Raw genomic sequence first — 20,981 nt, 5'->3', positions numbered from 1 at the left:
CCCTCTATCCCTATACCACCGCATCCGCCAGTTCCTCTGCTACTCCAGCTTTATCGATCTGCCCCTGCACAACCCGAATCACCAAGTCAAAAGCCGCATCATCCGCCAGCATTAGCCGATAGCCATTCACCCGCAAAAACGTATCCATCACCGCAAAAGCCGTGCGCTTGTTGCCATCCACAATCAGCACCTCCTCACGAGTCAGAAAGTTAGACATCAGCAAGGCGGCGATACACCTCCCGTCGTTCCTGCTTAGAAGCCTGGTAAGCCTGCCACACCGACTGGGTCGCAGCGCGGCGTTTAAGCTGCTCCGTGGTGTAGCTGATGACCTCTAACTGCTCCTCAGCACTCAACTGCTCAATGTCGCTCAGAATTGTTCGTAATTGCGGACTCATACCTCAAACCTCACCTTTGCCAACTGCACCTGAATCTCCTTGTCCAGCGCCTCTGCCTCCGACCTCCCATGTTTGGCGACAACTTCCAAAAACTGTTCCCGCTTGTTTTGCAAGGTTTATAACAACGTCATCAGCTCACTCCCTCCAGGTCAAAACCCACCTTGGCTAATTGAATCTTAATCTCCTGATCTAGCTCCAAGGCTTCCGACCTCTGCGCTGCCCACTCCGCCATCATGCCCCCTGGGCCTCCAAAGCATCCAAAATCTGCTGCAACGCTGTCTTGAGCATCGGCAAATCTAACTGGGTCGTTTGCCATACCGTCTCTACATCCACCCGAAAATACTCATGAATCACCGCATTCCGCATCCCGCGAATCTGGTGCCACGGGGTCGCTGGATCTGCCGCATCTAACTCATCAATGGCACTCGCTACCGCTTCACCAATCACCGCCAGGCTGTACAGCACTGCCCGCACTGCCTGCCGATTTTGAACAAATAACTCAACGCCCAAGCCAGCGACTGTTTCCTCCACCACAGCAATCTCGGTCAACATATCCCGCACCCGCAGTTCAAACTCTCTAGACGGCACGAATTGCCTCCTCTAGCACCGTTTCCCGCAGGTGGGGGCGCAGCGAACTCGGCGTGCCCACATCCACCGAACAGCCCAGCAGGTCCTCTAAATATAGCGGATTTCACAAAGATGTGGTACGAATAGCGGGTAGAAAAAGCGCGAGGAGCCGATGAAGGCCTACAGCACCGATTTGCGACAGAAGATTATTGAGACCTATGAGAACGAGCGCATTTCGCAGCGCCAGTTAGCCCAGCGATTTCGAGTGACTCTAAGTTTTATCGTGAAACTGCTGAAGCAGTATCGGGAAACGGGTGAGCTTGCCCCCAAGACCAGTCCTGGGCGACCGAGGGAACTGGATGAGGCGCAGATGCAGGGGGTTCAAGCCTTCGTTGAAGCGAACCCTGATCTGACCTTAGATGAGCTTCGCGCCGAAGTGGCTCAACAGTATGGGGTGACGGTGAGTCGATCCACGATGTGTCGGGTGATGAAGCGGCTTCAGTTCACCCGTAAAAAAAAAGCCCTTCACCCCAGTGACAAGGTGAGTGATCGGGTACAGCGGTTGCGAGGGGAGTACTGGGATGAGATTCGAGACATCCGAGTTGAAGACTTGGTGTTTATCGATGAGTCGGGGATTAATCTGGGGTTGATTCGGTTGTTTGCCTGGGCGCTGCAAGGCCGACGAGCCTATGGAGAACAGCCCAAGCGGGGGAAGAATGTGTCCCTGGTGGCAGGGTTAAGCTTGGCTGGGGTAGTGGCTTCGGCGGTGATTTTAGGAGCCTTTGACGGCTTGAGTTTTGAGGCATTTGTGGCCACTCGCCTGGTGCCCAACCTTTGGCCAGGGGCCTGTGTCGTGATGGACAACTGTTCCATTCATAAGGACGACATGATTCGGGAGTTGATTGAGGCCGCAGGGGCACGTCTGGTATATCTGCCGCCCTATTCGCCGGACTTCTCGCCGATTGAGAACTTTTGGTCAAAGCTAAAGTCAATTCTCAGGGCACTGGGGGCACGGACTTATCAAGCGCTATCAGAAGCCCTTGAAATAGCCTTTGAGGACATCTCTGAAGCGGACATTAAAAGCTGGTTCACCCATTGCTGCTATTGTGCCGCATAATTATGAAATCCGCTATAAGCCTTTAGCCCCAGTAAGGTGAATAATCCCACCGGGCGGGTGAACTCCACCCAAAAATCCACATCACTGTCCGAGGTAGCCTCATCCCGTGCGACAGAGCCAAACAGGAACAGGGCTTTGACTGCGAATTCATCAAGGCGATCCTTGTGAGCGCTCAGTTTATCGAGAACCTGTTGCTTCTCTATCAGGTCACCCCCTCTAGGTCAAAGCCTACCTTCGCTAACTGCACCTTAATCTCCTGCTGGGGGCGTTGCTCGTTGACAAATTCGGCTAGCAACTTGAAAAACAGCTCAAACCCCGCTCGTTCATCTGCCGAATGTAGCAAAATGATTTTCGCCCAAGACACCGAAGTCGTGATCTTAAACCGTTGCTGCACCCAAGTTTGAAACTGCTCAAACTCTTGTTCCTCTGCCGTCAGTTCCAGCCCTTGCTCCTGCCGCGAGAACCCATAGCCACACAAAAACAGATAGAGGCTGCTGACTGATGGCGAGCCAATATAAACCCCCGGTTTTTGATGGATTTTTTGAAGTAAATTATACAAATTAGCCATTTTTAAGCTCCGTTATAGGGACTGAAACTTTAGAAGACTTCCAGTTCGACAACCTCAAATTCCCCGCTGGCACAATCAAAATCAGCAATCCAGTCAGTTCTCTCTAAGCCGCCCAACGAAAGATTGTCGAAAACCTGATCATAGGTTTCAACTCCTTGATGAATTCCGGCCTGAGCAATAGATTCCTGCCCATTTTGCCAGCGACGACTCACAATGACCTTCAGACGACCCACCGCTACAATTTGCAAATGAACACCACTGATGCCGTTTGCCTTCAGCCAAGCCTTGATCGTCTCAGCACACTCAACACACTGGAAAACGGTATAGCTTGAGATGATCTTACCAATTTTCTCAAACACCTCATCCTGAGTCATCCCTCAAACTCCACCTTCACCAACTGCACCTTAATCTCCTTATCCAGCACCTCCGCCTCCGACCTCTGCGCCGCTAACTTTGCCATGATCAACTCTCCTCTTCAAACCAGTTTGCAATGGTCAGGCCCTCAAAGTCCTGAAAATCTGACCTATTACGAGTCACTAGCCTCAACCCGTTGCAAATAGCAATGCTGGCAATTTGACCATCCACAAACGCAGGTGTTTTGCCAATTTTAGAAAGTCTTGCCCGTTCTTCCGCGTGCCAGCGGGCAGCGTTGAGGTCATAGTCAAAAACAGGCAAAATCAATACTGACTCTTGAATATAGTTCCAGAGATAGTCCCGCCGTTTAGAGGACGGCAAACGCCAACAGCCGTAAAGGATTTCATGAACCACTACGCTTGCTACCCCTACCTCAGCCTTATGTTGCGTTAGCTTGCTCAAAACGTTCTCGTTCGGCACGGGACGGCTCGGCTCAGAAAGAATGTTAGAGTCCAGCAAAAATTGAATCGTCACAGCTCGATTTCCCTACCTGGACTGCGATCTCTGAGATTAGAAAAGTCCTCGTCAGTAAACTCAATGCCTTCTCTCTCAATAGCTGCCCTGAAATGTAGAATCCCTTGCCAGAAATCTTCACCCCGATTTTCGTCAATCTGGTCTTGCTGAGTGGTTTCTGACAATTTAAGCTGGAGCGCACTCAACAGGAACGTTTGCTCATCTACCGACAACTCATCCACCGCATGAAGAATTTCTTGTAACGTCATGGTTCCACCCTCCTATCAAATCGACAGCAAATACGTATATGACCCACTTAGCCACGCAGCCGATCCTCACGCAATAGTTCTGTACTGTTGCTAAATATCTGGTCTTGATGCTGCTCCAGCATGGCCTGAAATCGCCGTTTAGAGTCTTGATGGCTTCTTTTCTGAATAGGCTGGTAAATCACCATTGCTTCGATGTCCTGGTTCTGGACAGGTAGCTGCAAAGACAACACTCCATCCTGGCCTATATGGGCTTTGACTGTGATACTTTCCATTGTCTAACCCTGTCTTTGAGCTAAGCGTTGCCGAAACTGTAATATCGCTGTCTCTCCATCAATTCCTTCAACCTGCTCTAATTGCTGGATCGCCACATCAATTTTCTCGCCAACTTCCCGAACCCATTGATCGTACTGGTCGCGTTTTGCCAGCAAACTCAGCGCCACCTCAAAAAGTTCATCAATACTGTCGTATTGACCTGAAGCGATTTGCTGCTCAACCAATTTGCTGATCTGAGGACTTAACGTGACTTCCATCTCTTTTACCTCACTGATAATATAAATTGCTCAAACTGATGGATGTGCGATCGCTCATACCGTAATGCCTTCTTCTAGTACCTTTGTGAGTAGAGGGCTGGCTCCCACCGCACCTTCTCGAAGCTGATCTTCGGTCACCACAAAAGTTGAAATCACACGATCGTACTCAAAGCCAATTTCCCAGGCAAGGTTGTGAATTTGTTCGCGGAGGGTGCGATCGAGCGTTTCGACCTGAATGAACACATCAAGGTCAGAGTCTTCTCTAGCATCTCCACGGGCTCTAGAGCCAAACACCCGTAAATCCAAAATGGGGATAATGGTCTCTAGCCGCGATCGAAATTCTGACATCGCCTGTTGATCAATTGGTTCTATTTCTCGAATCTTTTCAATTGGATTCATAAGACCCTCGCCTCCTTGAGAACGCGATCGCGCATTCCATCCTTCAAGCCGCCCTCTGTTACTACATCCACTTTTCGTTCCAACAGTTTCGCTAAATCTTGAATGAGGCCAACGGGAAACCAGGGGCTGGTTTTACCCGCCTCATAGTCAATCAAAAAATCAATATCACTGTATTGGTCTGCCTCGCCCCTTGCCACAGAACCAAAAACCCGAACATTGTAGGCTCCATGTTGGGCCGCGATCGCTAAAATATCAGCTCGTTTGTCCGCCAATAGCGCTTCGATGCCTAATCCAGGTTGCGTTTTTCTAGGCAGTTCCCGCCTACAGCAGTCCATCACGAGATGGAGAATTTCCCGCTGACTATCCGGCGACAACCTCGGCAAATTATCTGCAACAAACTGCTCGATATTCATAGGGTCACAGTTCTCTTATCCACGTTCTAACGAATAAACTCAATCGGGCAAATATTGAAATGAGCGATCGGTTCAAACTCCTTGCGATCAGAAGTCACTAAAATCCCACTTTCTCGATGTGCTAGCGTCAAGGCAAAGCAATCTGCCAGGGAAATTCGGGCGACGGCTGCGCCCTCTTCATCTCTGAAAAACGCAATCACCGCGCAAGCATCGAGAATCACTTTTTCCAATTGCGATCCTCCCAATCAATTTCTTCCTGCTTTCTGCGGGCAAACTCATCACTGCTGATAGCAAGATGAGCATACTTACCCCTGAGACTTCTTATGAACGCTTGCTGTTGTATTTCATTGGCAGAGCTTTCAGACATCGTTGTCTGTTGTGATTGTCGGTAGATAGTCAAACTGTCAATAAAGCGGTCTAAAAAGGCCAGGGTGTCTTGCCCCATGCTCTCCAACTTTTGAATAATGCGCTGTTTTAGCTGCGTCTCACTCATGGCCTTTCCTCTCCAAATCAAAGCCCACCTTGGCTAACTGGATCTTAATCTCCTTGTCCAGCACTGTCGCTTCCTGCATCTGCGTCGCCAACTCTGCCGTCAGCGCTGCCATCTTGTCCTCAAAGGGCACCCCGTCATCCTCTTCATCGGGGATGCCCACATAGCGCCCTGGGGTCAGCACGAAGTTGTGCTTCTGGATCTCCGCTAGGGTGGCCGACTTGCAGAACCCCTTGATGTCCTGATAGGCCCTCTCTCCAAACCTCTCTCCCAGAGGGCGAGAGGCTTCCGGACTCCGATCCCCCTCCCCTTGGGAGGGGTTAGGGGAGGGACCCTGGGCGGGGTTAGGGGCGGGGGAGGGCTTCCGCTTCCAGGCGTGGTACGTGCCTGCAATCTGCTGAATGTCTTCCTCCGAAAAAGCCCGGTTGCGGCGATTCACCATGTAGCCCAGCTCAGAGGCATCAATGAATAGCACCTCGCCCTTGCGATCGCGGTTCTTGTTGCCGTTCTTATACCGACTGAGAAACCACAGACAGGCGGGAATCCCGGTGTTGTAGAACAACTGGGTCGGCAGCATCACGATGCAGTCCACCAAGTCCGCCTCCACTAGGGCCTTGCGAATCTCCCCCTCGCCGCTAGAGTTCGACGACAGCGATCCATTGGACAACACAAACCCCGCCGCCCCGGTTGGGGCTAGGTGGAAAAGGAAGTGCTGCACCCAGGCAAAGTTGGCATTACCCACGGGCGGCGTTCCATACTGCCAGCGCCCATCCTGCCGCAACAAATCACCGCCCCAGTCGCTGTCATTAAAGGGCGGATTGGCGATCACAAAGTCCGCTTTCAAGTCCTTGTGGGCATCGTTGAGGAACGACCCCTCCGGGTTCCACTTGATATTTGAGCCATCAATGCCCCGAATCGCCAGGTTCATCCGGCACAGCTTATAGGTCGTCTCGTTGCTCTCCTGGCCATAGATAGAGATGTCATCGATCCGCCCCTGGTGGTAGCTGACAAACTTCTCACTCTGGACGAACATGCCCCCCGACCCACAGCAGGGGTCAAACACCCGCCCTTTATAGGGCTCTAGCATTTCCACCAGCACCCGCACGACTGCTTCTGGCGTGTAGAACTGGCCCCCTTTCTTCCCTTCTGCTAGGGCAAACTCTCCTAGGAAGTATTCATACACCTGCCCCAATAGGTCGGCCTGACGGGGGTCTGCCCTGGGCTCGATGGGCGTTGTCTCCAGCTCTAGTTGCTCGTTAGGCACTGCGGCGGTCTTGGCCAGATTGACACTGCCGATCATGTCGATCAGTCCCCCCAGAGAAGTGGGGTCGAGCTTCTGCTGACCGTAGACCTTCGGCAAAATCCCCTTCAGCGCCTTAGGGTTGGCCTGCTCGATCGCCTCCATCGCCTCATCAACCTTCTGCCCAATGGTGGGCTGTTTGGCCTGGGCCTGAAGCGTAGACCACCGGGCCACCTCGGGCACAAAGAAGACGTTCTCAGCTTTGTACTCATCGGGATCTTCCGGGTCGGCCCCTTCGTAGTCCCCTGCCCCGGTCATCAGCTTTTCGTACAACTGCCCAAAGGCATCGGAGATGTACTTGAGGAAAATCAACCCCAGAACGATGTGCTTGTACTCAGCGGCATCAATGTTCTTCCGCAGCTTATCCGCCGCTTTCCAGAGCTTTTGTTCTAGCGAGTCGTTGTCTTGGGCTTTAGCTTTCTCCGTTTTGGGCATATCAACTCGTGATCAAAAGAGCAGGTGTCCTCAGGGTACGTCCGATGGGCTCTGGGGAGCATCTACAACTGTGCGATCGCGCCTAAGATCCCACAATTCTGGATAATTCCTTAAAGACTTACGACTCCGCTCAGCCAGCGGTCAACGGGCTCGGTTCTCCGTAACCTTCCAAGTTGTGAAGGTGACCCTGGGCCTGATGACATTGCAGGAGGTAATACTGCACCACCGGATCCTCGGGCAGGATGGCGGCACATTGTTTGAAGTCGGTAGCGGCAGCCTCAAGTTGCCCCAGGTCGTAGTGATCTACCCCCCGGTGGAAATCTGCCAAGGTCTGAAGCTTGCCTTGGCGGAGCGGTTCCGGATCGCCGTCGAAGACCTCATACACCGTGACCGCTTGGGTTTTGCCCTGGACGGTAACGAGGCCAATTTTGCGGATGCAGTATTTCTGGGGATAGCGGATCTGATCGTAGGTGTGGTAGCTAATCAACAACGACACGCCATAGGTTTTGGTCAGGGTTTCCAGGCGTGCCGCCAGATTTACCGCGTCACTAATCACCGTACTGTCCATCCGGTTGGGGCCGCCCACGGTGCCTAACATCAAGGAGCCCGTATTGATGCCAATGCCAATCCTAAGGGGAGCATGACCCAGTTCTTGGCGCTGAAGATTATAGGCGGTGAGGGTGCGTTGCATGGCAATGCCTCCCTGGACGGCATCGGCGGCGGAGCCACTAAACAGGGCCATGATGGCATCGCCAATGTATTTATCAATAAAGCCGCCATGCTCGACGATCACGGGTTCCATTCGGGCCAGGTAATCGTTGATAAAGCGAAAGTTTTCTTCGGGAGTGAGGGTTTCTGACAAGGTGGTGAAAGCGCGAATATCGGAGAACATCACCGACATTTCGAGCTGGACTTGATCCCCTAGGTTGACTTCGGTGATGCTGCGCTTGTTCAGGTGTTGGAGGAACTGGCGCGGCACAAAGCGGGCATAGGCGGCGTTGAGATCCGCCAGATTGGTGTATAACCGGGCGTTGTCCAGTGCGATCGCGGCCTGGGATGACAAGAGATTCAGCACCTCCAGACGATCGGGGGTAAAGGCGTTGGGGGCTAAATTGTTCTCTAGGTAGACGAGGCCGCTCAGTCGTCCCTGGTTTTTCAACGGCGTACAGAGCACCGACTGGGGCTGGCGCGCCTGAATATAGGCATCCTGCAAAAACCGCTCGTCCTGAGTGGCATTGTCTAGAACCAGACTTTCCTGGGTTCGCATGACATAGTTGACGATGGCCACAGGCCAATCCAGGGTCGCCGCATCTCCACCCTCACCCTCATGCCCATCCCTGTCAGCATCTCGCTGAACTACCTGGGTTGTTCCTGTCTCGGTGGTGCCATAGACATCTGCCCGCAGTTGGCCGTCATGGTTCAGCAACAACACCCCCGACTGGGCTCCGGCACTCTCGATCAAAATCTCCATCAGACGGGTCAGCAACTGATCCAGCACAATTTCGCTGGAAATGGCCACCGATGCCTTCATCACACTGCTGAAATCTAGGGCTTCTAGGAGGCGACCGCTGCTGGTACTGGTGGCGGTTTGGTGGGTGGTGATGCGCGATCGCACCGTCGTCGCTCCGATTTCTTCCCCCACCGTAATCAAGTGGGGATACTGCCGTCGCAGCAGGGTGGCTTTGGCCACGGCTCCCCAAAGCTGATAGCAAAAGTGGGCACGGCTGAGGTGGGCCGCTGCGGCCACGGTTTGATCTAACTGTAAATACAGTTCGCCGATGCGCTCATGGGCGATAGCCTCCTCACTCAGGCGGCGGTGGGTTTGGGCCGCCTGAATGGCCTGTTGAAAGTGTTTCAGAGCAGCGGCAACCTTACCCTGACTCCGGCGATATTCCGCCTCTAATAGCCAGCGGGCGGCTTCGTAATTGGCAGGGGCATGGGTGGCCCAGCGCTGAAACTGCTGCCGCGCTTTGCGGATATCACGCTTAACTCTGCGCTGCTGCGCCACCTTGGCCTGGGGAAGCCATGCCAACTGGCTCAGACTCACGAATAGGGTATGCACCGGAATAGCGGGCGCGCTGGTGGCAGCATCCAGCACAGGTTTGGCTCCCTCTGCCTCCACCAGTGCCTGGTCGGGCTGGCCGAATAAATAGTGCAGTATCAACCGATAGGAATGGGCGAGAAAAATCCCGGTGCGATCGCCCTCCTCGGTTTCAGGTACCGCCAGGGCCGCAACTGGGCTTTGTCCCTCGGTGGGTAGGGCCATGAGGCATTGGAGGAAGGCTTGCATGATCCGGACCCATTTGCGGGCGGTTTGCTGTTGTAATCGCTCAATCGTGATGGCAATATCCGTCAAGCGGGCGGTGAGGGTAGGCAACTCTTCCCCAGCGAACAGCCGCAGGTGCATCGAGGCATAGAGGGCAAAGGCGGCATATTCTAGATCCCCCGCTTCCAATCCCAGTTGGTAAACGGATTCCATGCGGGGAACAATGTCCCGTAGGGGCTGCTTCCAGTGGCAGATGAGGTAGTTAAACAAAAATTGCGATCGACAGCGAATCATCGGTGATTGAAACCGATCGGCCACCGCCAACCCAATTTGGCCGTAGCGGTAGCCCGCTTCGATATCCCCCATGATTCCCGCCATCACTAGGCCATAGGAGGCAAAGCCTATCGCCGTCGGTACGGTGTAGCCATAGCGCAGGGATAATTTCAGAATTTTGAAGGTGATTAGGGGTGACAGATCGGGGGTGGCAACGTAGGCGGGGGTGCCAATTTTTCCCAGTAGCGCCATCACCGCCTGTTGGTGGGGATCGGTGATCACAGGCTGCGATCGCAGATCGTCCTCTGACCATCGGGACAGCCGCAGTCGGGTCCGCATGAGCCCCAGAATGGTATAGAGCAGCCGCAGCCGCCGAGGAAATTTCACCCCCAAGGGGCGCAGCAGTCCCAGAGCCTGTTCCACCGCCAAGCGGGGCTGATTTTGCAAGATCGTCGCCTGAAGCTGAATGACATGGAGTTGGGTACGACGTTCGAGGGTGTGGACCTGGGCCAGGGCTGTCGCGGTGAGGCGGGTCATAAAGTCGTATTCCCCACAGAGACAGGCCACCTCCGCCGTTTCCTGATAGAGATCCGCCATCAAGTTGGGCTGCTCCTGCCAACCTTCTTCCCCAACTAGATCTAGCCCCAGACGCAAATAGTTCAGCGCCGTATCGTAGGCGGCGGCAGCCTTGGCCTGTTGCCCCGCCCGCAGATTCAGTCCCGCTAAAATCAGGCGGTCCTCCTCAGTTCTCACCTGGGACAGACCCAAATTGAGCTGGTTGACGATGGGGAACAGCCGGGTGGTGTGCTGTTCTTGACTGGCCATGGTCAGCAAGTGATGCCCAACCCAGTGGTGTACAGCGGCGCGATCGCCCTCGGGCAAGAGGGAATAGGCGGCTTGCTGAATGCGATCGTGGGCAAACCGATATTCCAGAGGGCGATCGCTCAGGGCTGCGACGGAGGTCAGGCGATAGGTGTCCCCCAGGGGGAGGACCAATTCGGCCTCCAGGGTCGGCCACAACTGGGCCGCCGTTTCCTCCAGGGTTTGCGCCAGCACCCCTGCCAAGCTTTGCAGGTCAAAGGGATTGCCCATGCAGGCGGCATATTGCAGCACCCGCTGACTGGCGGGGGGCAACTGTTGCAAACGAGCCGCCATCAACTCCACTAGATTGTCGGTAACATTACGCTGCTGAATGGCGGTGAGTTCCCATTGCCAGCGCCCCTGCTGGGGGTCAAAGGTGATCAGGCCATCGCGATACAGGGTTTTCAAAAACTCCGCCATGAAAAAGGGGTTGCCCCCGGTCTTGGCCTGCAACAGTTCCGCCAAGGGGGCGGCTTCCCCAGGGGAACAGAGGAGGGTATCCGCCACCAATTGAGTGATGCTGCCCAGATCCAAGGGCTGGAGGTGGACCGTTGAACATAGGCCCCCCTCGGCGTGGATGCGATCAAGGGTGAGTTGGAGCGGATGGGTCGGGTCAACTTCGTTATCGCGATAGGCTCCAATCAGCAGTAGACTCTCTGCCTCGGGCTCGGTCAACAACCGCTGCATCAGGGCTAGGGAAGCCGCATCGGCCCATTGCAGATCATCGAGGAACATCACCAGGGGATGCTGGGGCTGGGCAAAGACCCGAATAAAGGTTTGAATCGCTAGGTTGAAACGGTTTTGGGCTTCGGTACCGCTGACGGCGGTGGGGGCGGGCTGGTCGCCCACAATCAGCGTCAACTGGGGCACTAAGACCGCCATCACCTGGAGATTTGCGCCCAGGGCTTGGTGCAATTGAGAGCGCCAATGCTCCAGTTGGGCATCCGATTCCGTCAACAGTTGACCGACCAAGTCAGCAAAGGCATTAATCAGGGCGAGATAGGGAATGTTGCGCTGGAGGGGATCAAATTTACCCCCAATTAAGTAGCCCCGCCGTCCCGTAATCGGTTGATATACCTCCCGCACCAGAGTCGATTTGCCGATGCCGGAATAGCCCGACACCAGCACCAATTCTCGTTTGCCCACCGGGAAATGCGCCTCGGTGGGGGGCGGACTCACCCGCGCAAAGGCGGCCAAGATTTGGGCGACTTCCGCCTCGCGTCCGTAGAGGCGCTGGGGGATTTGGAAGCGATCGGATACGTCCTGGGTGCCCAGGATAAAGGACTCTCCCTCAAGGGCCTCTCCCCCAACGGCCTCTCTGTCAAGGGACGGCGCTCCCTTCTGCCGACAGCGCTGGAGATCGGCCACCAACCCCCGCGCACTTTGATACCGCTCTTCGGCGGTTTTGGCCAACAGCTTGTGGACGATGGCGGCAAGGGGTGCAGGGATCTCAGGCCGTAGGGATTGGAGGTTGGGGGGCGTGCGGGCAATATGGGCGTGAATCAGCTCTAGGGGATCCTCGAACTGAAAGGGCAGTTGCCCCGTCAGCATTTGAAAAAATGTTGCCCCCAGCGAATAAAAGTCACTGCGATAATCCAGGGCTCGGTTCATTCGCCCCGTTTGCTCTGGCGACAGGTAGGCAAGGGTGCCCTCAAATGACCCGGTGCCACTGATGGTGGGTGTTTCCCGAGACAGTTGGGAGGCGATGCCAAAGTCAATCAGCTTTACGACCCCCGTCAGGGGATGCACCAAAATATTGGAGGGATTGATGTCTTTATGGATGATGCGGGCGCTATGGACCTCGCCTAAGATTTGGGTAATCGCGATCGCAATCTCTAAAAACGGCTCTAGTTCCAGCGGCCCCTTCGCCAGATATTCCCCCAAGGTCTGCGCGCCATAATCCTCTAGAACAATGACGGGACGGTGGGTAACCCGCTTGAGTGCGTAGACATCAATGACGCCAGCAATGGCACTCAGCGATTGGGTAATGGCATACTCCTGCTGATATCGGGCTAGGTAGGCAGGGTCAGGAATAGCGCCGCGCAGCGTTTTGAACACCACCGCCTGACCATCGGAGGTACGCCTACCTCGATAGATCTGGGAGACCTTGCCCTCATGCAGTAGGGTAAAAACCTCATACCCTGAGATTGTCAACATAGGTAGCGCTCAAGCCCATAGGCCAATGGGCCATATAGAGATAATGATGCGATAGTCAAGCAGATTAGCAAAGCAGCTAACGGACATAACGAACAGAAACAGTCCTCAACCTTCACGACTAGTACTCTGCGGCGTATACCCTAACCGTTCTATCGTGGTACACCTCGGCCCCTCACCCTAGCCCTCTCCCACGGGGAGAGGGGACCAGAATATAGTGGGCTGATTTACGCCCTGCGATACTAGGGCGAAGAGCTTCTCTGTATTTACCGTCCCTATCCCACCCAATCCGCATACTCGACGCCGAACTTGGTATCTTCCCAGATGGCCCTTGAGACTCTCGAAAATATAGCGGTTCCCTGAACAAGGGGCTTAAGCCCCTTGCCTGTACTTAACCCAAGTAAGGACCGCTATAATTCTCCAAAATAATCTCCAAAATAATGAGGGCCGCCCATGGGCGGCCCTCATTATTTTTCAAAGTATGTAAATTCCGCAGGGGCAGTCTACAGCGCGTTACCGCGAGGTAGAACCTCTTCGGGGAATACAAACTTCTCATGGGGCTGGTCGGTGGGAGCCATCCAAGCCCGGATGCCCTCGTTCAGCAGAATGTTCTTGGTGTAGAACGTCTCGAACTCAGGGTCTTCAGCAGCGCGAATCTCTTGGGAGACAAAGTCATAGGCCCGCAGGTTCAACCCTAGACCCACAATCCCTACTGCACTCATCCACAACCCAGTGACGGGCACAAACAACATGAAGAAGTGCAGCCAACGCTTGTTGGAAAAGGCAATCCCAAAAATCTGGGACCAAAAGCGGTTGGCGGTCACCATGGAGTAGGTCTCTTCGGCCTGGGTGGGCTCGAAGGCGCGGAAGGTGTTGGCGTTCTCACCATCTTTGAACAGGGTGTTCTCAACGGTGGCACCATGGATGGCGCACAACAGGGCTCCCCCCAATACTCCGGCTACTCCCATCATGTGGAAGGGGTTCAGGGTCCAGTTATGGAAACCTTGCAGGAACAGAATGAAACGGAAGATGGCCGCTACCCCAAAGCTGGGGGCAAAGAACCAACTGGACTGGCCCAACGGGTACATCAGGAATACGCTGACGAACACGGCAATCGGCGCGGAAAACGCGATCGCATTGTAGGGGCGTAGTCCCACCAGTCGGGCTACTTCAAACTGGCGCAGCATGAAGCCGATGAGGGCAAAGGCTCCGTGGAGGGCAGTGAAACTCCACAGACCACCAATCTGACACCAGCGCACAAAGTCGCCTTGGGCTTCGGGTCCCCACAGCAGCAGTAGGGAGTGACCCATGCTGTCAGCGGGGGAAGAAACGGCAACGGTCAGAAAGTTGCAGCCCTCTAGGTAGCTAGAGGCAAGTCCGTGGGTGTACCAGGAGGTTACGAAGGTGGTGCCGGTGAGCCAGCCCCCCAAGGCCATGAAGGCGCAGGGGAATAGCAGGAGTCCGGACCACCCGATAAAGACGAATCGGTCGCGTTTTAGCCAGTCATCGAGGACGTCGAACCATCCTCTCTGAGCGGGTGCGCGTCCCATTGCTATGGTCATAGCGCAATTCTCCAAATGGATTCAGTAAAAGCAGGGAAGACTCGCATCGACTATCTAGCCATCTAGGATAAATAAGAGCCAGGGATGCCGAATATGAGTTGCCCTTAACTATTCTTTACTATAAACGATCTCATTAATCACCGCAGAAGCTGGAATATTTTGGCGGTGAACGTAAGTCATGCCAGGTGAACCTTTGTCCACCTGGCAGCCCTCCTCTAGGACACAGGATTCTCTGAGATACTGCATAGTGGATCTATCTCCTTATGACCTACTGACCTACTGTATGTACACTCTCGAAATCAACCTAAAACAGTCACCCCTCCCCCTCAATGTCCAAAAAAAGACCATGGAAGAGGCTAAGACTGAATACGACCGCATCGTGGCAGCACTCAAATCCGGAGGGTCCACGCTCCTAGAGTTGACCTGTGAGCAAGTCCCTGACAAGCACCTCAGTGTTCTCAGTAGTGAGGTGGCTGCTGTCCAGCTTTACGAAAAGTCAGGCACCACCTCCGCTTCCGGCAAGCCCCCCGGATTCTTCTCCATGGTTGGGGAACAGTAGGTCTCGGAAGCCCTGCCCTAAATTTTCTTTCATGACCGATTTGATGACCGATACCCCTGCCATCCGCGTTGATCAGGTTTCCTTTCAATGGCCCTCGGGAACAGTTGTCCTCGACAACTGTTCCCTTCAGGTCAACCCCGGTGAGTTTTGTATGCTACTGGGGGACAACGGCAGTGGTAAATCCACCCTGCTCAAGATTCTGGCGGGCCTATTACAGGCCCAGTCGGGCACTATTACCCTCACCCCACCCCTGGGGTATGTGTTTCAAAATCCTGACCACCAATTGGTTATGCCGACAGTAGGCTCCGATGTGGCCTTCGGGTTAGTGGATGAAAAACTGCCCCTAGCCACCATTCGTCAGCGCGTCGGCGAAGCCCTCCATGCAGTGAACCTGGGACACCTGATGCGGCGGCCCATCTATGCCCTGAGTGGGGGGCAAAAACAACGGGTGGCCATTGCCGGTGCGATCGCCCGCCATAGCAATGTGTTGCTCTTGGATGAGCCCACAGCCCTTCTAGACCCCGATAGCCAGTTAGAGCTCGTAAAGCAGGTGAGGCAATTGGTCAAAGATCGCCACCTGACTGCGCTCTGGGTCACCCATCGCTTGATGGAGTTAGACTACTGCGATCGCGCCTTCCTTCTCCGTCAAGGCCGGGTGGTTGAGCAGGGCGATCCCACCACCATCCGTCACCGCCTAGAAAGCACCTTGACCCCATCCATCCATCCCCAGTCCTAGGGCCTAGGGCCTACTGTGTACCCCCATCTTGGCCCTCACCCCAAGCCCTATCGGGCAGTTTAAGCCTTGCTCGAATGCCGTTAGGTTATACAGTCCCCGTCTCCCCAAAATTGACTTATAGCGGTTCCCTAATGGATGAGGTACAGCTCAACTTGATGGCAATTCGGGGAACAAGGGGCTTAAGCCCCTTGCCTGTACTTAACCCGAGTGAGAACCGCTATAGCTTGCTTCCCGCAGAGTGGAGGAAGCCGGACAAGACTTTCCGGCCCCCCTTCTCCCGTTGGCTGAGCGGAGTCGAAGCCAACGGGAGAAGGAGTACAGGTCCGGCAGGATTGACTATATTAAAAAAATAAACAGATTGCTCATTAGGCATATGCCCTCCTTATCCCATGGCTAACGTAGGGCCAGTAGCGCTGCTTTTTGTCGATGGCTACAACATCATCGGGGCTTGTCCACAGTTGACGCAGGTGCGGGATCAGTCAGGTCTAGAGTCTGCTCGTCACCAACTTGCAGAATCCTTGGTCAACTACGCCGCCTACAAAGACTTCGAGGTGAGGCTGATTTTTGATGCCTACGCCCAACCCAACCCTCGCGCTATTGAACCCATTACCCACCACCTGTCAATCCACTACACCGCCTTCGGGGAAACCGCAGATACCTACATCGAGTGCTGGTGTGCCCGCCTCCGCCATCATGACCAACGCCGTATTGTCGCCACCTCTGACCGGGCTCAGCGACTCACCGTCATCGGCTACGGAGCAGAATGGATGTCTGCCCACCAACTGGCGATCGACATGACCACCCTCCTTCAACAGCAGCGGCAACACCATCAACGCCAGCGCCACCGAGGCCCATCTCCCCAGCGGTTTTTAGCCAACTCCCTGTCACCGGAAGCCCAGGAACGCCTCCGACAGATGCGAAATGGTAGGGCCTAAGCCCCTCGGTCCATATCGACACACCCGCTGCCACGAGTCATCCATCCCAAGAACTCATTAGAATTTCTTGTCAAAGCTCCCATTCTGCGGCTAGGATAGATCCTGCGTTCCTCAGTAGCTCAGTGGTAGAGCGGTCGGCTGTTAACCGATTGGTCGTAGGTTCGAATCCTACCTGGGGAGTTTTATTAAAATCCATTGCTTACCCAGCGGCTGGCAGTAAAATAACGGGCCTGGTTATTGGGGTTCCGACGTGTAGGCGTAGGCGTCTGGCTAGCAGCCAGCAAATTACTGGCGCGCCAGTATTCGCATCAGGAGTAGAGACATTCCTGCCAAGCGGTACCCGACGAATTGTGGAAGTAATGGCAGGGAAATGTAAAGCAAATCTTAAATCCCATCGGAGGAACTCGCTCCATGGGGATAATTTGTGTGCATCTTTATAATTTAGGCAAATAATCTTCGAGTTTGTACACGATTCGTATCATACTCATCGTTAAGGTCGCCTATGTTTAGGCGTAGTTTATAAAAAGCGTGATTGGATGATGCCTCGCATATTGGTCATTGACGACGATCCTTCCATTTCGGAATTGGTAGCTATCAACCTAGAGATGGCTGGCTACGACGTGAGCCAAGCTAGCGATGGCATTAAAGGTCAAGCTCTGGCTGTGCAACTGCTGCCGGACCTGATCATGCTGGACCTGATGCTGCCTAAGGTGGATGGCCTCACGGTTTGCCAGCGATTGCGGCGCGATAGCCGGACCTCCGATGTGCCAGTGCTGATGCTGACAGCCTTGGGACAAACTCAAGACAAAGTGGATGGGTTCAATGCTGGAGCCGATGATTACCTCACCAAGCCCTTTGAGTTAGAGGAGATGCTGGCGCGGGTACGGGCCTTATTGCGCCGCACCGACCGCATTCCCCAGGCGGCAAAGCACAGCGAAATCCTAAACTATGGGCCTTTAACCCTGATTCCAGAGCGCTTTGAGGCCATCTGGTTTGATGGCACCGTCAAACTTACCCACCTAGAGTTTGAGTTGCTCCACTGCCTCCTCCAGCGCCATGGTCAGACGGTGTCCCCCAGCGAAATTTTGAAGGAAGTCTGGGGCTACGACCCGAATGATGACATTGAGACCATCCGGGTCCATGTCCGCCATCTACGGACGAAGTTGGAGCCCGATCCCCGCCATCCTAAGTACATCAAAACGGTCTATGGCGCGGGCTACTGCTTAGAACTGCCCCTCGGGGAAGGTGACTAGCTAGACTTACGGCGGTTAAAACCGCTGCTATACAAACAAAGTCGGCCTTCGCCGACTAAATAACCTGCGCAGGCACTAACCCGCGTAGGCGGCTTATAACCCTTCGGGTATGCTGCGCTAGTGACTGTATAGGCGCGGTTTTAACCAACCGCCCCTTAACGGTTGTCAGTCAACCAGGGATTTACGCCGCCCAGTACCAGTACTCGGCGGCGTCAATATCCTGGCCGTTCCATCGTGGTACACCTCGGTCCCTCACCGTTCGGCTGAGCTCACGCCGAAGCCCTAGCCCTCTCCCAGGGGGCGAGGGGACCGGAATCAGGTCTACGACGACATCACCCTTGTTCTTCTCAAGCGTCATGCTTTGGGCTAAGGGCATTCCCGATCAAGATGTCATTACTGATTCCTTGGGGCGGGCAAAAATCATGCGACCGGCGGAGGTTTGTAGCGACCCGGTCACCACCACATCAATCTCATCGCCAATGTAGTCGCGACCTTCTTCGACCACCACCATGGTGCCGTCGTTGAGATAGCCCACCCCTTGCTGGGGCTCCTTGCCTTCCTTAAGGATTTTAAGTTCAATGTCATCCCCCGGCAGATAACTGGGACGAATGGCCTGGGAGAGATCGTTGATATTCAGCACCTCTACCTCTTGGAAACTAGCGACCTTATTGAGGTTGTAGTCATTGGTGAGAAGCATGGCATTGAGTTCCTGGGCCAATTTCACCAGCTTGGCATCTACCGTGGGGATGTCTTCATAGTCAGCGGCGCTGATCACCACCCGGTTGGGATAGGATTCCCGGATCCGGTTCAAGACATCCAGCCCTCGACGGCCCCGAGTCCGCTTTTGGTCATTGGAGGCATCTGCCACCTGCTGAAGTTCCTGGAGCACAAACTGGGGCACTAGCACTTGGCCTTCTAGAAACCCCGTTTCCATCAGACCTTGAATCCGCCCATCGATGATACAACTGGTGTCCACAACCTTGGTTTTAGAGGGCTTCAGCGTCCCTTCCGCCAACAGCATGGATTCCATGCTGTTGGGGCTGATCAACCGCAGCAGCGATCGCCCGTGGGTATCCGCCAGGTTCATGCCCGAGACCGCAAAAAGAACGCTTCCCATCACCGCTGTCAGGGGTTTAATGAAGCCAAACTCAGCGGGAATCGGCAGCAAAAATAGAGGGGCCAGCATCAGGTTGGCAATGAGCAACCCCAGCACTAATCCTGCGGCTCGACTGAGAAGACGGTCGGGGGGCAGTTCGCGAATTTGTTTTTCTAAGCGGCGATAGCTGGTCTGTACCACTAGCCCCAGGGCAGTGCCGATCAATGCCCCAAAACCGCCAGTGACGGAGCTGAGTCCCTCTAGGCTGCTGACCTGTCGGAGGGTATCAGCGGGGAGAAGATCCGGCGCATAGAAGCCAATGCCTGTACCAGCCAGGATGAATGAAAATACGATGAGTGCATCTAGCATGGTGTTCAGCCCACAGGCTACACAGGATATACAGGGACTGGAGCCAGGACTGGGATTTGGACTCTAGACATCCGCGTCCAATTTTGAACGAGATCGCCGCCAATGAGGGAATTTTCCCCTTTGTGGACTTTGCCGAGAGTTGTTACCCGTCCATTCCAGTTCTGCCGTAATTCCGCCATAATTCTGCCCTAGTCTGGCGTCATTACCTGGCTTCATTACAAATACCACCATACTCCTCTGCTTGAGGGGCTGTCCGAGGGATTTTATCGTGTCAACCGTTCTCCAAGCGGGGGGATCACTGTTTACCCAGTCTGCTGCTCCGCCCACCGCTGCCTATGTCCACATTCCGTTCTGCCGCCGCCGCTGTTTTTACTGTGACTTTCCTATTGCTGTCGCGGGGGACCAGGCCCGAGGGGAAACCTCCCCCACCATGGCAACCTATGTGGAAACTTTGTGTCGGGAAATTCGGGCGACTCCGGTGCTGGGATCTGCTGCTGCCCCACTGACTACGGTGTTTTTTGGCGGTGGCACCCCCTCTTTGCTGGCGGTGGACCAGGTGGGGCAGATTCTCCACTGTTTAGATCAACGCTTTGGTATTGCCACTGGGGCGGAAATTTCGATGGAGATGGATCCGGGTACCTTTGGGCGATCGCAGATCCAGCGTCTCAAAACCCTGGGGATCAGCCGGGTCAGTCTCGGGGTGCAGGCATTTCAAGACGAACTCCTGACGGCCTGTGGTCGCACCCATCGGTGTGCTGATATTGACCGGGCGGTGGCGGATCTCCAGGGGGCGGCAATCCCTACCTGGAGTCTGGATCTAATTTCGGGACTGCCCCACCAAACCCTGGAGATCTGGCAGGACTCTCTGGAATCTGCGATCGCACTTCATCCCCAGCACATTTCCGTTTATGACCTGACGGTGGAACCGGGCACGGTTTTCCATCGCCGCTACCGGGCAGGGGATGATCCCCTCCCCCCGGACGACGCCACCACGACGATGTACCGCCGCACCCAGGCCACCCTCACCGCTGCTGGCTATGACCATTACGAGATCTCTAACTATGCCCGCCCCGGTCACCAGTGCCGCCATAACCGCGTCTATTGGGAAAATCGTCCCTATTACGGGTTTGGTATGGGGGCGACCAGCTACACCCAGTACCAGCGTTTTGGTCGGCCCCGCACCACCCACACTTACCAGCAATGGGTACAGGACTATGAAGCCGCCGGGGGACAGCTAGACTGCGATGTTACCCCGCTCCAAGAACAATGGCTAGACCGACTGATGGTGGGACTGCGGTTAGCCGAAGGGGTGGTGTTGTCGGATTTGCCGCTGGATTTAGGGCCAGAAGCCTTCGTGGATTTACAGCGATGCCTAGCCCCCCATCAGGAGCAGGGCTGGGTTCAATGGAGCACCGATCCCCATCCCCATCTGCGCCTTACCGATCCCGAAGGCTTCCTCTTTTCCAATCAGGTTCTCGTCACGCTGTTTGCCGACTGGTGCAGCGAATCCTAGAGCGTGGACAGCCGGGAGGCTATCCCACATTATTTGATCGCTACTCCTAAGTTT

At 54.7% G+C, this 20,981-nt stretch carries 24 protein-coding genes and 1 tRNA gene; 7 read left to right on the top strand and 18 right to left on the bottom strand.

Annotation, left to right across the window (positions count from 1 at the left end; genetic code table 11):
• Positions 1-10: 10 nt before the first annotated feature.
• The 3 genes from LEP6406_RS28725 to LEP6406_RS0217580 form a co-directional block, all read right to left on the bottom strand.
• Entirely contained in the window at positions 11-217 is a 207-nt protein-coding gene (locus LEP6406_RS28725; RefSeq protein WP_008316386.1) for a hypothetical protein, read from the bottom strand.
• Positions 210-395 (bottom strand): hypothetical protein, encoded by a 186-nt coding sequence (locus LEP6406_RS0217595; protein ID WP_008316384.1) that lies wholly within the window; start codon positions 393-395, stop codon positions 210-212. Before LEP6406_RS0217595 ends, LEP6406_RS28725 begins: the two co-directional genes overlap by 8 nt.
• 231 nt (positions 396-626) lie before the next feature.
• Positions 627-983 carry a HepT-like ribonuclease domain-containing protein gene (locus LEP6406_RS0217580; protein WP_008316381.1) on the bottom strand — a complete coding sequence of 119 codons (357 nt, stop codon included), beginning with the start codon at positions 981-983 and terminating at the stop codon, positions 627-629.
• 151 nt (positions 984-1,134) lie between these two features.
• On the opposite strand from LEP6406_RS0217580, the gene LEP6406_RS31420 reads away from it, so the two are divergent.
• Positions 1,135-2,079: an IS630 family transposase gene (locus tag LEP6406_RS31420; protein ID WP_027268884.1), complete on the top strand. Its 945-nt coding sequence runs from the start codon at positions 1,135-1,137 to the stop codon at positions 2,077-2,079.
• Here LEP6406_RS31420 and LEP6406_RS35690 read toward each other — a convergent pair.
• The 14 genes from LEP6406_RS35690 to psbD all read right to left on the bottom strand — a co-directional run bounded on the left by LEP6406_RS35690 (position 2,064) and on the right by psbD (position 14,466).
• Positions 2,064-2,255 (bottom strand): nucleotidyltransferase family protein, encoded by a 192-nt coding sequence (locus LEP6406_RS35690; protein ID WP_263971259.1) that lies wholly within the window; start codon positions 2,253-2,255, stop codon positions 2,064-2,066. The two genes, LEP6406_RS31420 and LEP6406_RS35690, sit on opposite strands and share 16 nt — an antisense overlap.
• 26 nt (positions 2,256-2,281) lie before the next feature.
• Positions 2,282-2,647, bottom strand: coding sequence for a hypothetical protein (locus tag LEP6406_RS0217570; RefSeq protein WP_008309046.1), 366 nt, complete (start codon positions 2,645-2,647; stop codon positions 2,282-2,284).
• A 29-nt stretch (positions 2,648-2,676) separates the two neighbouring features.
• A complete protein-coding gene (locus LEP6406_RS0217565) occupies positions 2,677-3,021 on the bottom strand; it encodes a papain fold toxin domain-containing protein (protein WP_008309047.1) in 345 nt (114 codons plus the stop codon).
• 88 nt (positions 3,022-3,109) lie between these two features.
• On the bottom strand, positions 3,110-3,535 hold the full coding sequence (locus LEP6406_RS0217555; RefSeq protein WP_008309051.1) for a type II toxin-antitoxin system VapC family toxin: 426 nt from the start codon (positions 3,533-3,535) through the stop codon (positions 3,110-3,112).
• Positions 3,532-3,783, bottom strand: a complete 252-nt coding sequence (locus LEP6406_RS0217550; protein ID WP_008309053.1) for a hypothetical protein — start codon at positions 3,781-3,783, stop codon at positions 3,532-3,534. Before LEP6406_RS0217550 ends, LEP6406_RS0217555 begins: the two co-directional genes overlap by 4 nt.
• 47 nt (positions 3,784-3,830) lie before the next feature.
• Positions 3,831-4,004 (bottom strand): hypothetical protein, encoded by a 174-nt coding sequence (locus tag LEP6406_RS28715; protein ID WP_155834713.1) that lies wholly within the window; start codon positions 4,002-4,004, stop codon positions 3,831-3,833.
• Between the two features lie 54 nt (positions 4,005-4,058).
• On the bottom strand, positions 4,059-4,313 hold the full coding sequence (locus tag LEP6406_RS0217540) for a hypothetical protein (RefSeq protein ID WP_008309057.1): 255 nt from the start codon (positions 4,311-4,313) through the stop codon (positions 4,059-4,061).
• Positions 4,314-4,367: 54 nt separating this feature from the next.
• Positions 4,368-4,712, bottom strand: coding sequence for a nucleotidyltransferase family protein (locus LEP6406_RS0217535; protein WP_008309059.1), 345 nt, complete (start codon positions 4,710-4,712; stop codon positions 4,368-4,370).
• Complete coding sequence (locus tag LEP6406_RS0217530; RefSeq protein ID WP_008309061.1) at positions 4,709-5,125, bottom strand: nucleotidyltransferase family protein; 417 nt, start codon at positions 5,123-5,125, stop codon at positions 4,709-4,711. Before LEP6406_RS0217530 ends, LEP6406_RS0217535 begins: the two co-directional genes overlap by 4 nt.
• A gap of 26 nt (positions 5,126-5,151) precedes the next feature.
• Positions 5,152-5,355, bottom strand: a complete 204-nt coding sequence (locus LEP6406_RS28710) for a PIN domain-containing protein (protein WP_202807537.1) — start codon at positions 5,353-5,355, stop codon at positions 5,152-5,154.
• Complete coding sequence (locus LEP6406_RS0217520; protein WP_008309065.1) at positions 5,343-5,618, bottom strand: hypothetical protein; 276 nt, start codon at positions 5,616-5,618, stop codon at positions 5,343-5,345. The genes LEP6406_RS28710 and LEP6406_RS0217520 overlap by 13 nt, the downstream gene beginning before the upstream one ends.
• The gene (locus LEP6406_RS0217515; RefSeq protein WP_008309067.1) at positions 5,611-7,350 is read right to left on the bottom strand and encodes a type I restriction-modification system subunit M; all 1,740 of its coding nucleotides are present in this window, start codon (positions 7,348-7,350) and stop codon (positions 5,611-5,613) included. Before LEP6406_RS0217515 ends, LEP6406_RS0217520 begins: the two co-directional genes overlap by 8 nt.
• Before the next feature lie 130 nt (positions 7,351-7,480).
• Positions 7,481-12,907 (bottom strand): AAA family ATPase, encoded by a 5,427-nt coding sequence (locus LEP6406_RS28705; RefSeq protein ID WP_008309069.1) that lies wholly within the window; start codon positions 12,905-12,907, stop codon positions 7,481-7,483.
• Between the two features lie 500 nt (positions 12,908-13,407).
• Positions 13,408-14,466, bottom strand: a complete 1,059-nt coding sequence (gene psbD / locus LEP6406_RS0217505; protein WP_027269127.1) for a photosystem II D2 protein (photosystem q(a) protein) — start codon at positions 14,464-14,466, stop codon at positions 13,408-13,410.
• A 283-nt stretch (positions 14,467-14,749) separates the two neighbouring features.
• Between psbD and LEP6406_RS0217500 the strand changes: the two genes are divergently transcribed.
• The 5 genes from LEP6406_RS0217500 (at position 14,750) to LEP6406_RS0217480 (ending at position 17,949) form a co-directional block, all read left to right on the top strand.
• On the top strand, positions 14,750-15,025 hold the full coding sequence (locus tag LEP6406_RS0217500; protein WP_027269232.1) for a UPF0367 protein family: 276 nt from the start codon (positions 14,750-14,752) through the stop codon (positions 15,023-15,025).
• Between the two features lie 31 nt (positions 15,026-15,056).
• The gene (locus LEP6406_RS0217495) at positions 15,057-15,761 is read left to right on the top strand and encodes an energy-coupling factor ABC transporter ATP-binding protein (protein WP_008315368.1); all 705 of its coding nucleotides are present in this window, start codon (positions 15,057-15,059) and stop codon (positions 15,759-15,761) included.
• A gap of 389 nt (positions 15,762-16,150) precedes the next feature.
• Positions 16,151-16,696 (top strand): NYN domain-containing protein, encoded by a 546-nt coding sequence (locus LEP6406_RS0217490; RefSeq protein WP_008308536.1) that lies wholly within the window; start codon positions 16,151-16,153, stop codon positions 16,694-16,696.
• A gap of 108 nt (positions 16,697-16,804) precedes the next feature.
• Positions 16,805-16,876: transfer RNA gene (locus LEP6406_RS0217485), tRNA-Asn, on the top strand.
• 359 nt (positions 16,877-17,235) lie between these two features.
• Positions 17,236-17,949 (top strand): response regulator transcription factor, encoded by a 714-nt coding sequence (locus LEP6406_RS0217480; protein ID WP_008308534.1) that lies wholly within the window; start codon positions 17,236-17,238, stop codon positions 17,947-17,949.
• A 382-nt stretch (positions 17,950-18,331) separates the two neighbouring features.
• Here LEP6406_RS0217480 and LEP6406_RS0217470 read toward each other — a convergent pair whose 3' ends face one another.
• Positions 18,332-19,414 (bottom strand): PIN/TRAM domain-containing protein, encoded by a 1,083-nt coding sequence (locus tag LEP6406_RS0217470; RefSeq protein ID WP_008308532.1) that lies wholly within the window; start codon positions 19,412-19,414, stop codon positions 18,332-18,334.
• A 268-nt stretch (positions 19,415-19,682) separates the two neighbouring features.
• Here LEP6406_RS0217470 and hemW point away from each other — a divergent pair, with 268 nt between their 5' ends.
• A complete protein-coding gene (gene hemW / locus LEP6406_RS0217465) occupies positions 19,683-20,927 on the top strand; it encodes a radical SAM family heme chaperone HemW (protein ID WP_008308527.1) in 1,245 nt (414 codons plus the stop codon).
• The last annotated feature ends 54 nt before the right edge of the window (positions 20,928-20,981 follow it).

Origin of the sequence: Leptolyngbya sp. PCC 6406 (assembly GCF_000332095.2) — a bacterium.
Classification (GTDB): domain Bacteria; phylum Cyanobacteriota; class Cyanobacteriia; order Phormidesmidales; family Phormidesmidaceae; genus PCC-6406.
This window is presented reverse-complemented; position numbering and strand designations above follow the sequence as displayed.

Coding starts and splice junctions, on each gene's coding strand:
- LEP6406_RS28725 (WP_008316386.1), bottom strand. CDS start 217: ATGTCTAACTTTCTGACTCGTGAGGAGGTGCTGATTGTGGATGGCAAC.
- LEP6406_RS0217595 (WP_008316384.1), bottom strand. CDS start 395: ATGAGTCCGCAATTACGAACAATTCTGAGCGACATTGAGCAGTTGAGT.
- LEP6406_RS31420 (WP_027268884.1), top strand. CDS start 1,135: ATGAAGGCCTACAGCACCGATTTGCGACAGAAGATTATTGAGACCTAT.
- LEP6406_RS0217570 (WP_008309046.1), bottom strand. CDS start 2,647: ATGGCTAATTTGTATAATTTACTTCAAAAAATCCATCAAAAACCGGGG.
- LEP6406_RS0217565 (WP_008309047.1), bottom strand. CDS start 3,021: ATGACTCAGGATGAGGTGTTTGAGAAAATTGGTAAGATCATCTCAAGC.
- LEP6406_RS0217550 (WP_008309053.1), bottom strand. CDS start 3,783: ATGACGTTACAAGAAATTCTTCATGCGGTGGATGAGTTGTCGGTAGAT.
- LEP6406_RS0217540 (WP_008309057.1), bottom strand. CDS start 4,313: ATGGAAGTCACGTTAAGTCCTCAGATCAGCAAATTGGTTGAGCAGCAA.
- LEP6406_RS0217535 (WP_008309059.1), bottom strand. CDS start 4,712: ATGAATCCAATTGAAAAGATTCGAGAAATAGAACCAATTGATCAACAG.
- LEP6406_RS0217530 (WP_008309061.1), bottom strand. CDS start 5,125: ATGAATATCGAGCAGTTTGTTGCAGATAATTTGCCGAGGTTGTCGCCG.
- LEP6406_RS0217520 (WP_008309065.1), bottom strand. CDS start 5,618: ATGAGTGAGACGCAGCTAAAACAGCGCATTATTCAAAAGTTGGAGAGC.
- LEP6406_RS0217515 (WP_008309067.1), bottom strand. CDS start 7,350: ATGCCCAAAACGGAGAAAGCTAAAGCCCAAGACAACGACTCGCTAGAA.
- LEP6406_RS28705 (WP_008309069.1), bottom strand. CDS start 12,907: ATGTTGACAATCTCAGGGTATGAGGTTTTTACCCTACTGCATGAGGGC.
- psbD (WP_027269127.1), bottom strand. CDS start 14,466: ATGACCATAGCAATGGGACGCGCACCCGCTCAGAGAGGATGGTTCGAC.
- LEP6406_RS0217500 (WP_027269232.1), top strand. CDS start 14,750: ATGTACACTCTCGAAATCAACCTAAAACAGTCACCCCTCCCCCTCAAT.
- LEP6406_RS0217495 (WP_008315368.1), top strand. CDS start 15,057: ATGACCGATTTGATGACCGATACCCCTGCCATCCGCGTTGATCAGGTT.
- LEP6406_RS0217490 (WP_008308536.1), top strand. CDS start 16,151: ATGGCTAACGTAGGGCCAGTAGCGCTGCTTTTTGTCGATGGCTACAAC.
- LEP6406_RS0217480 (WP_008308534.1), top strand. CDS start 17,236: ATGCCTCGCATATTGGTCATTGACGACGATCCTTCCATTTCGGAATTG.
- LEP6406_RS0217470 (WP_008308532.1), bottom strand. CDS start 19,414: ATGCTAGATGCACTCATCGTATTTTCATTCATCCTGGCTGGTACAGGC.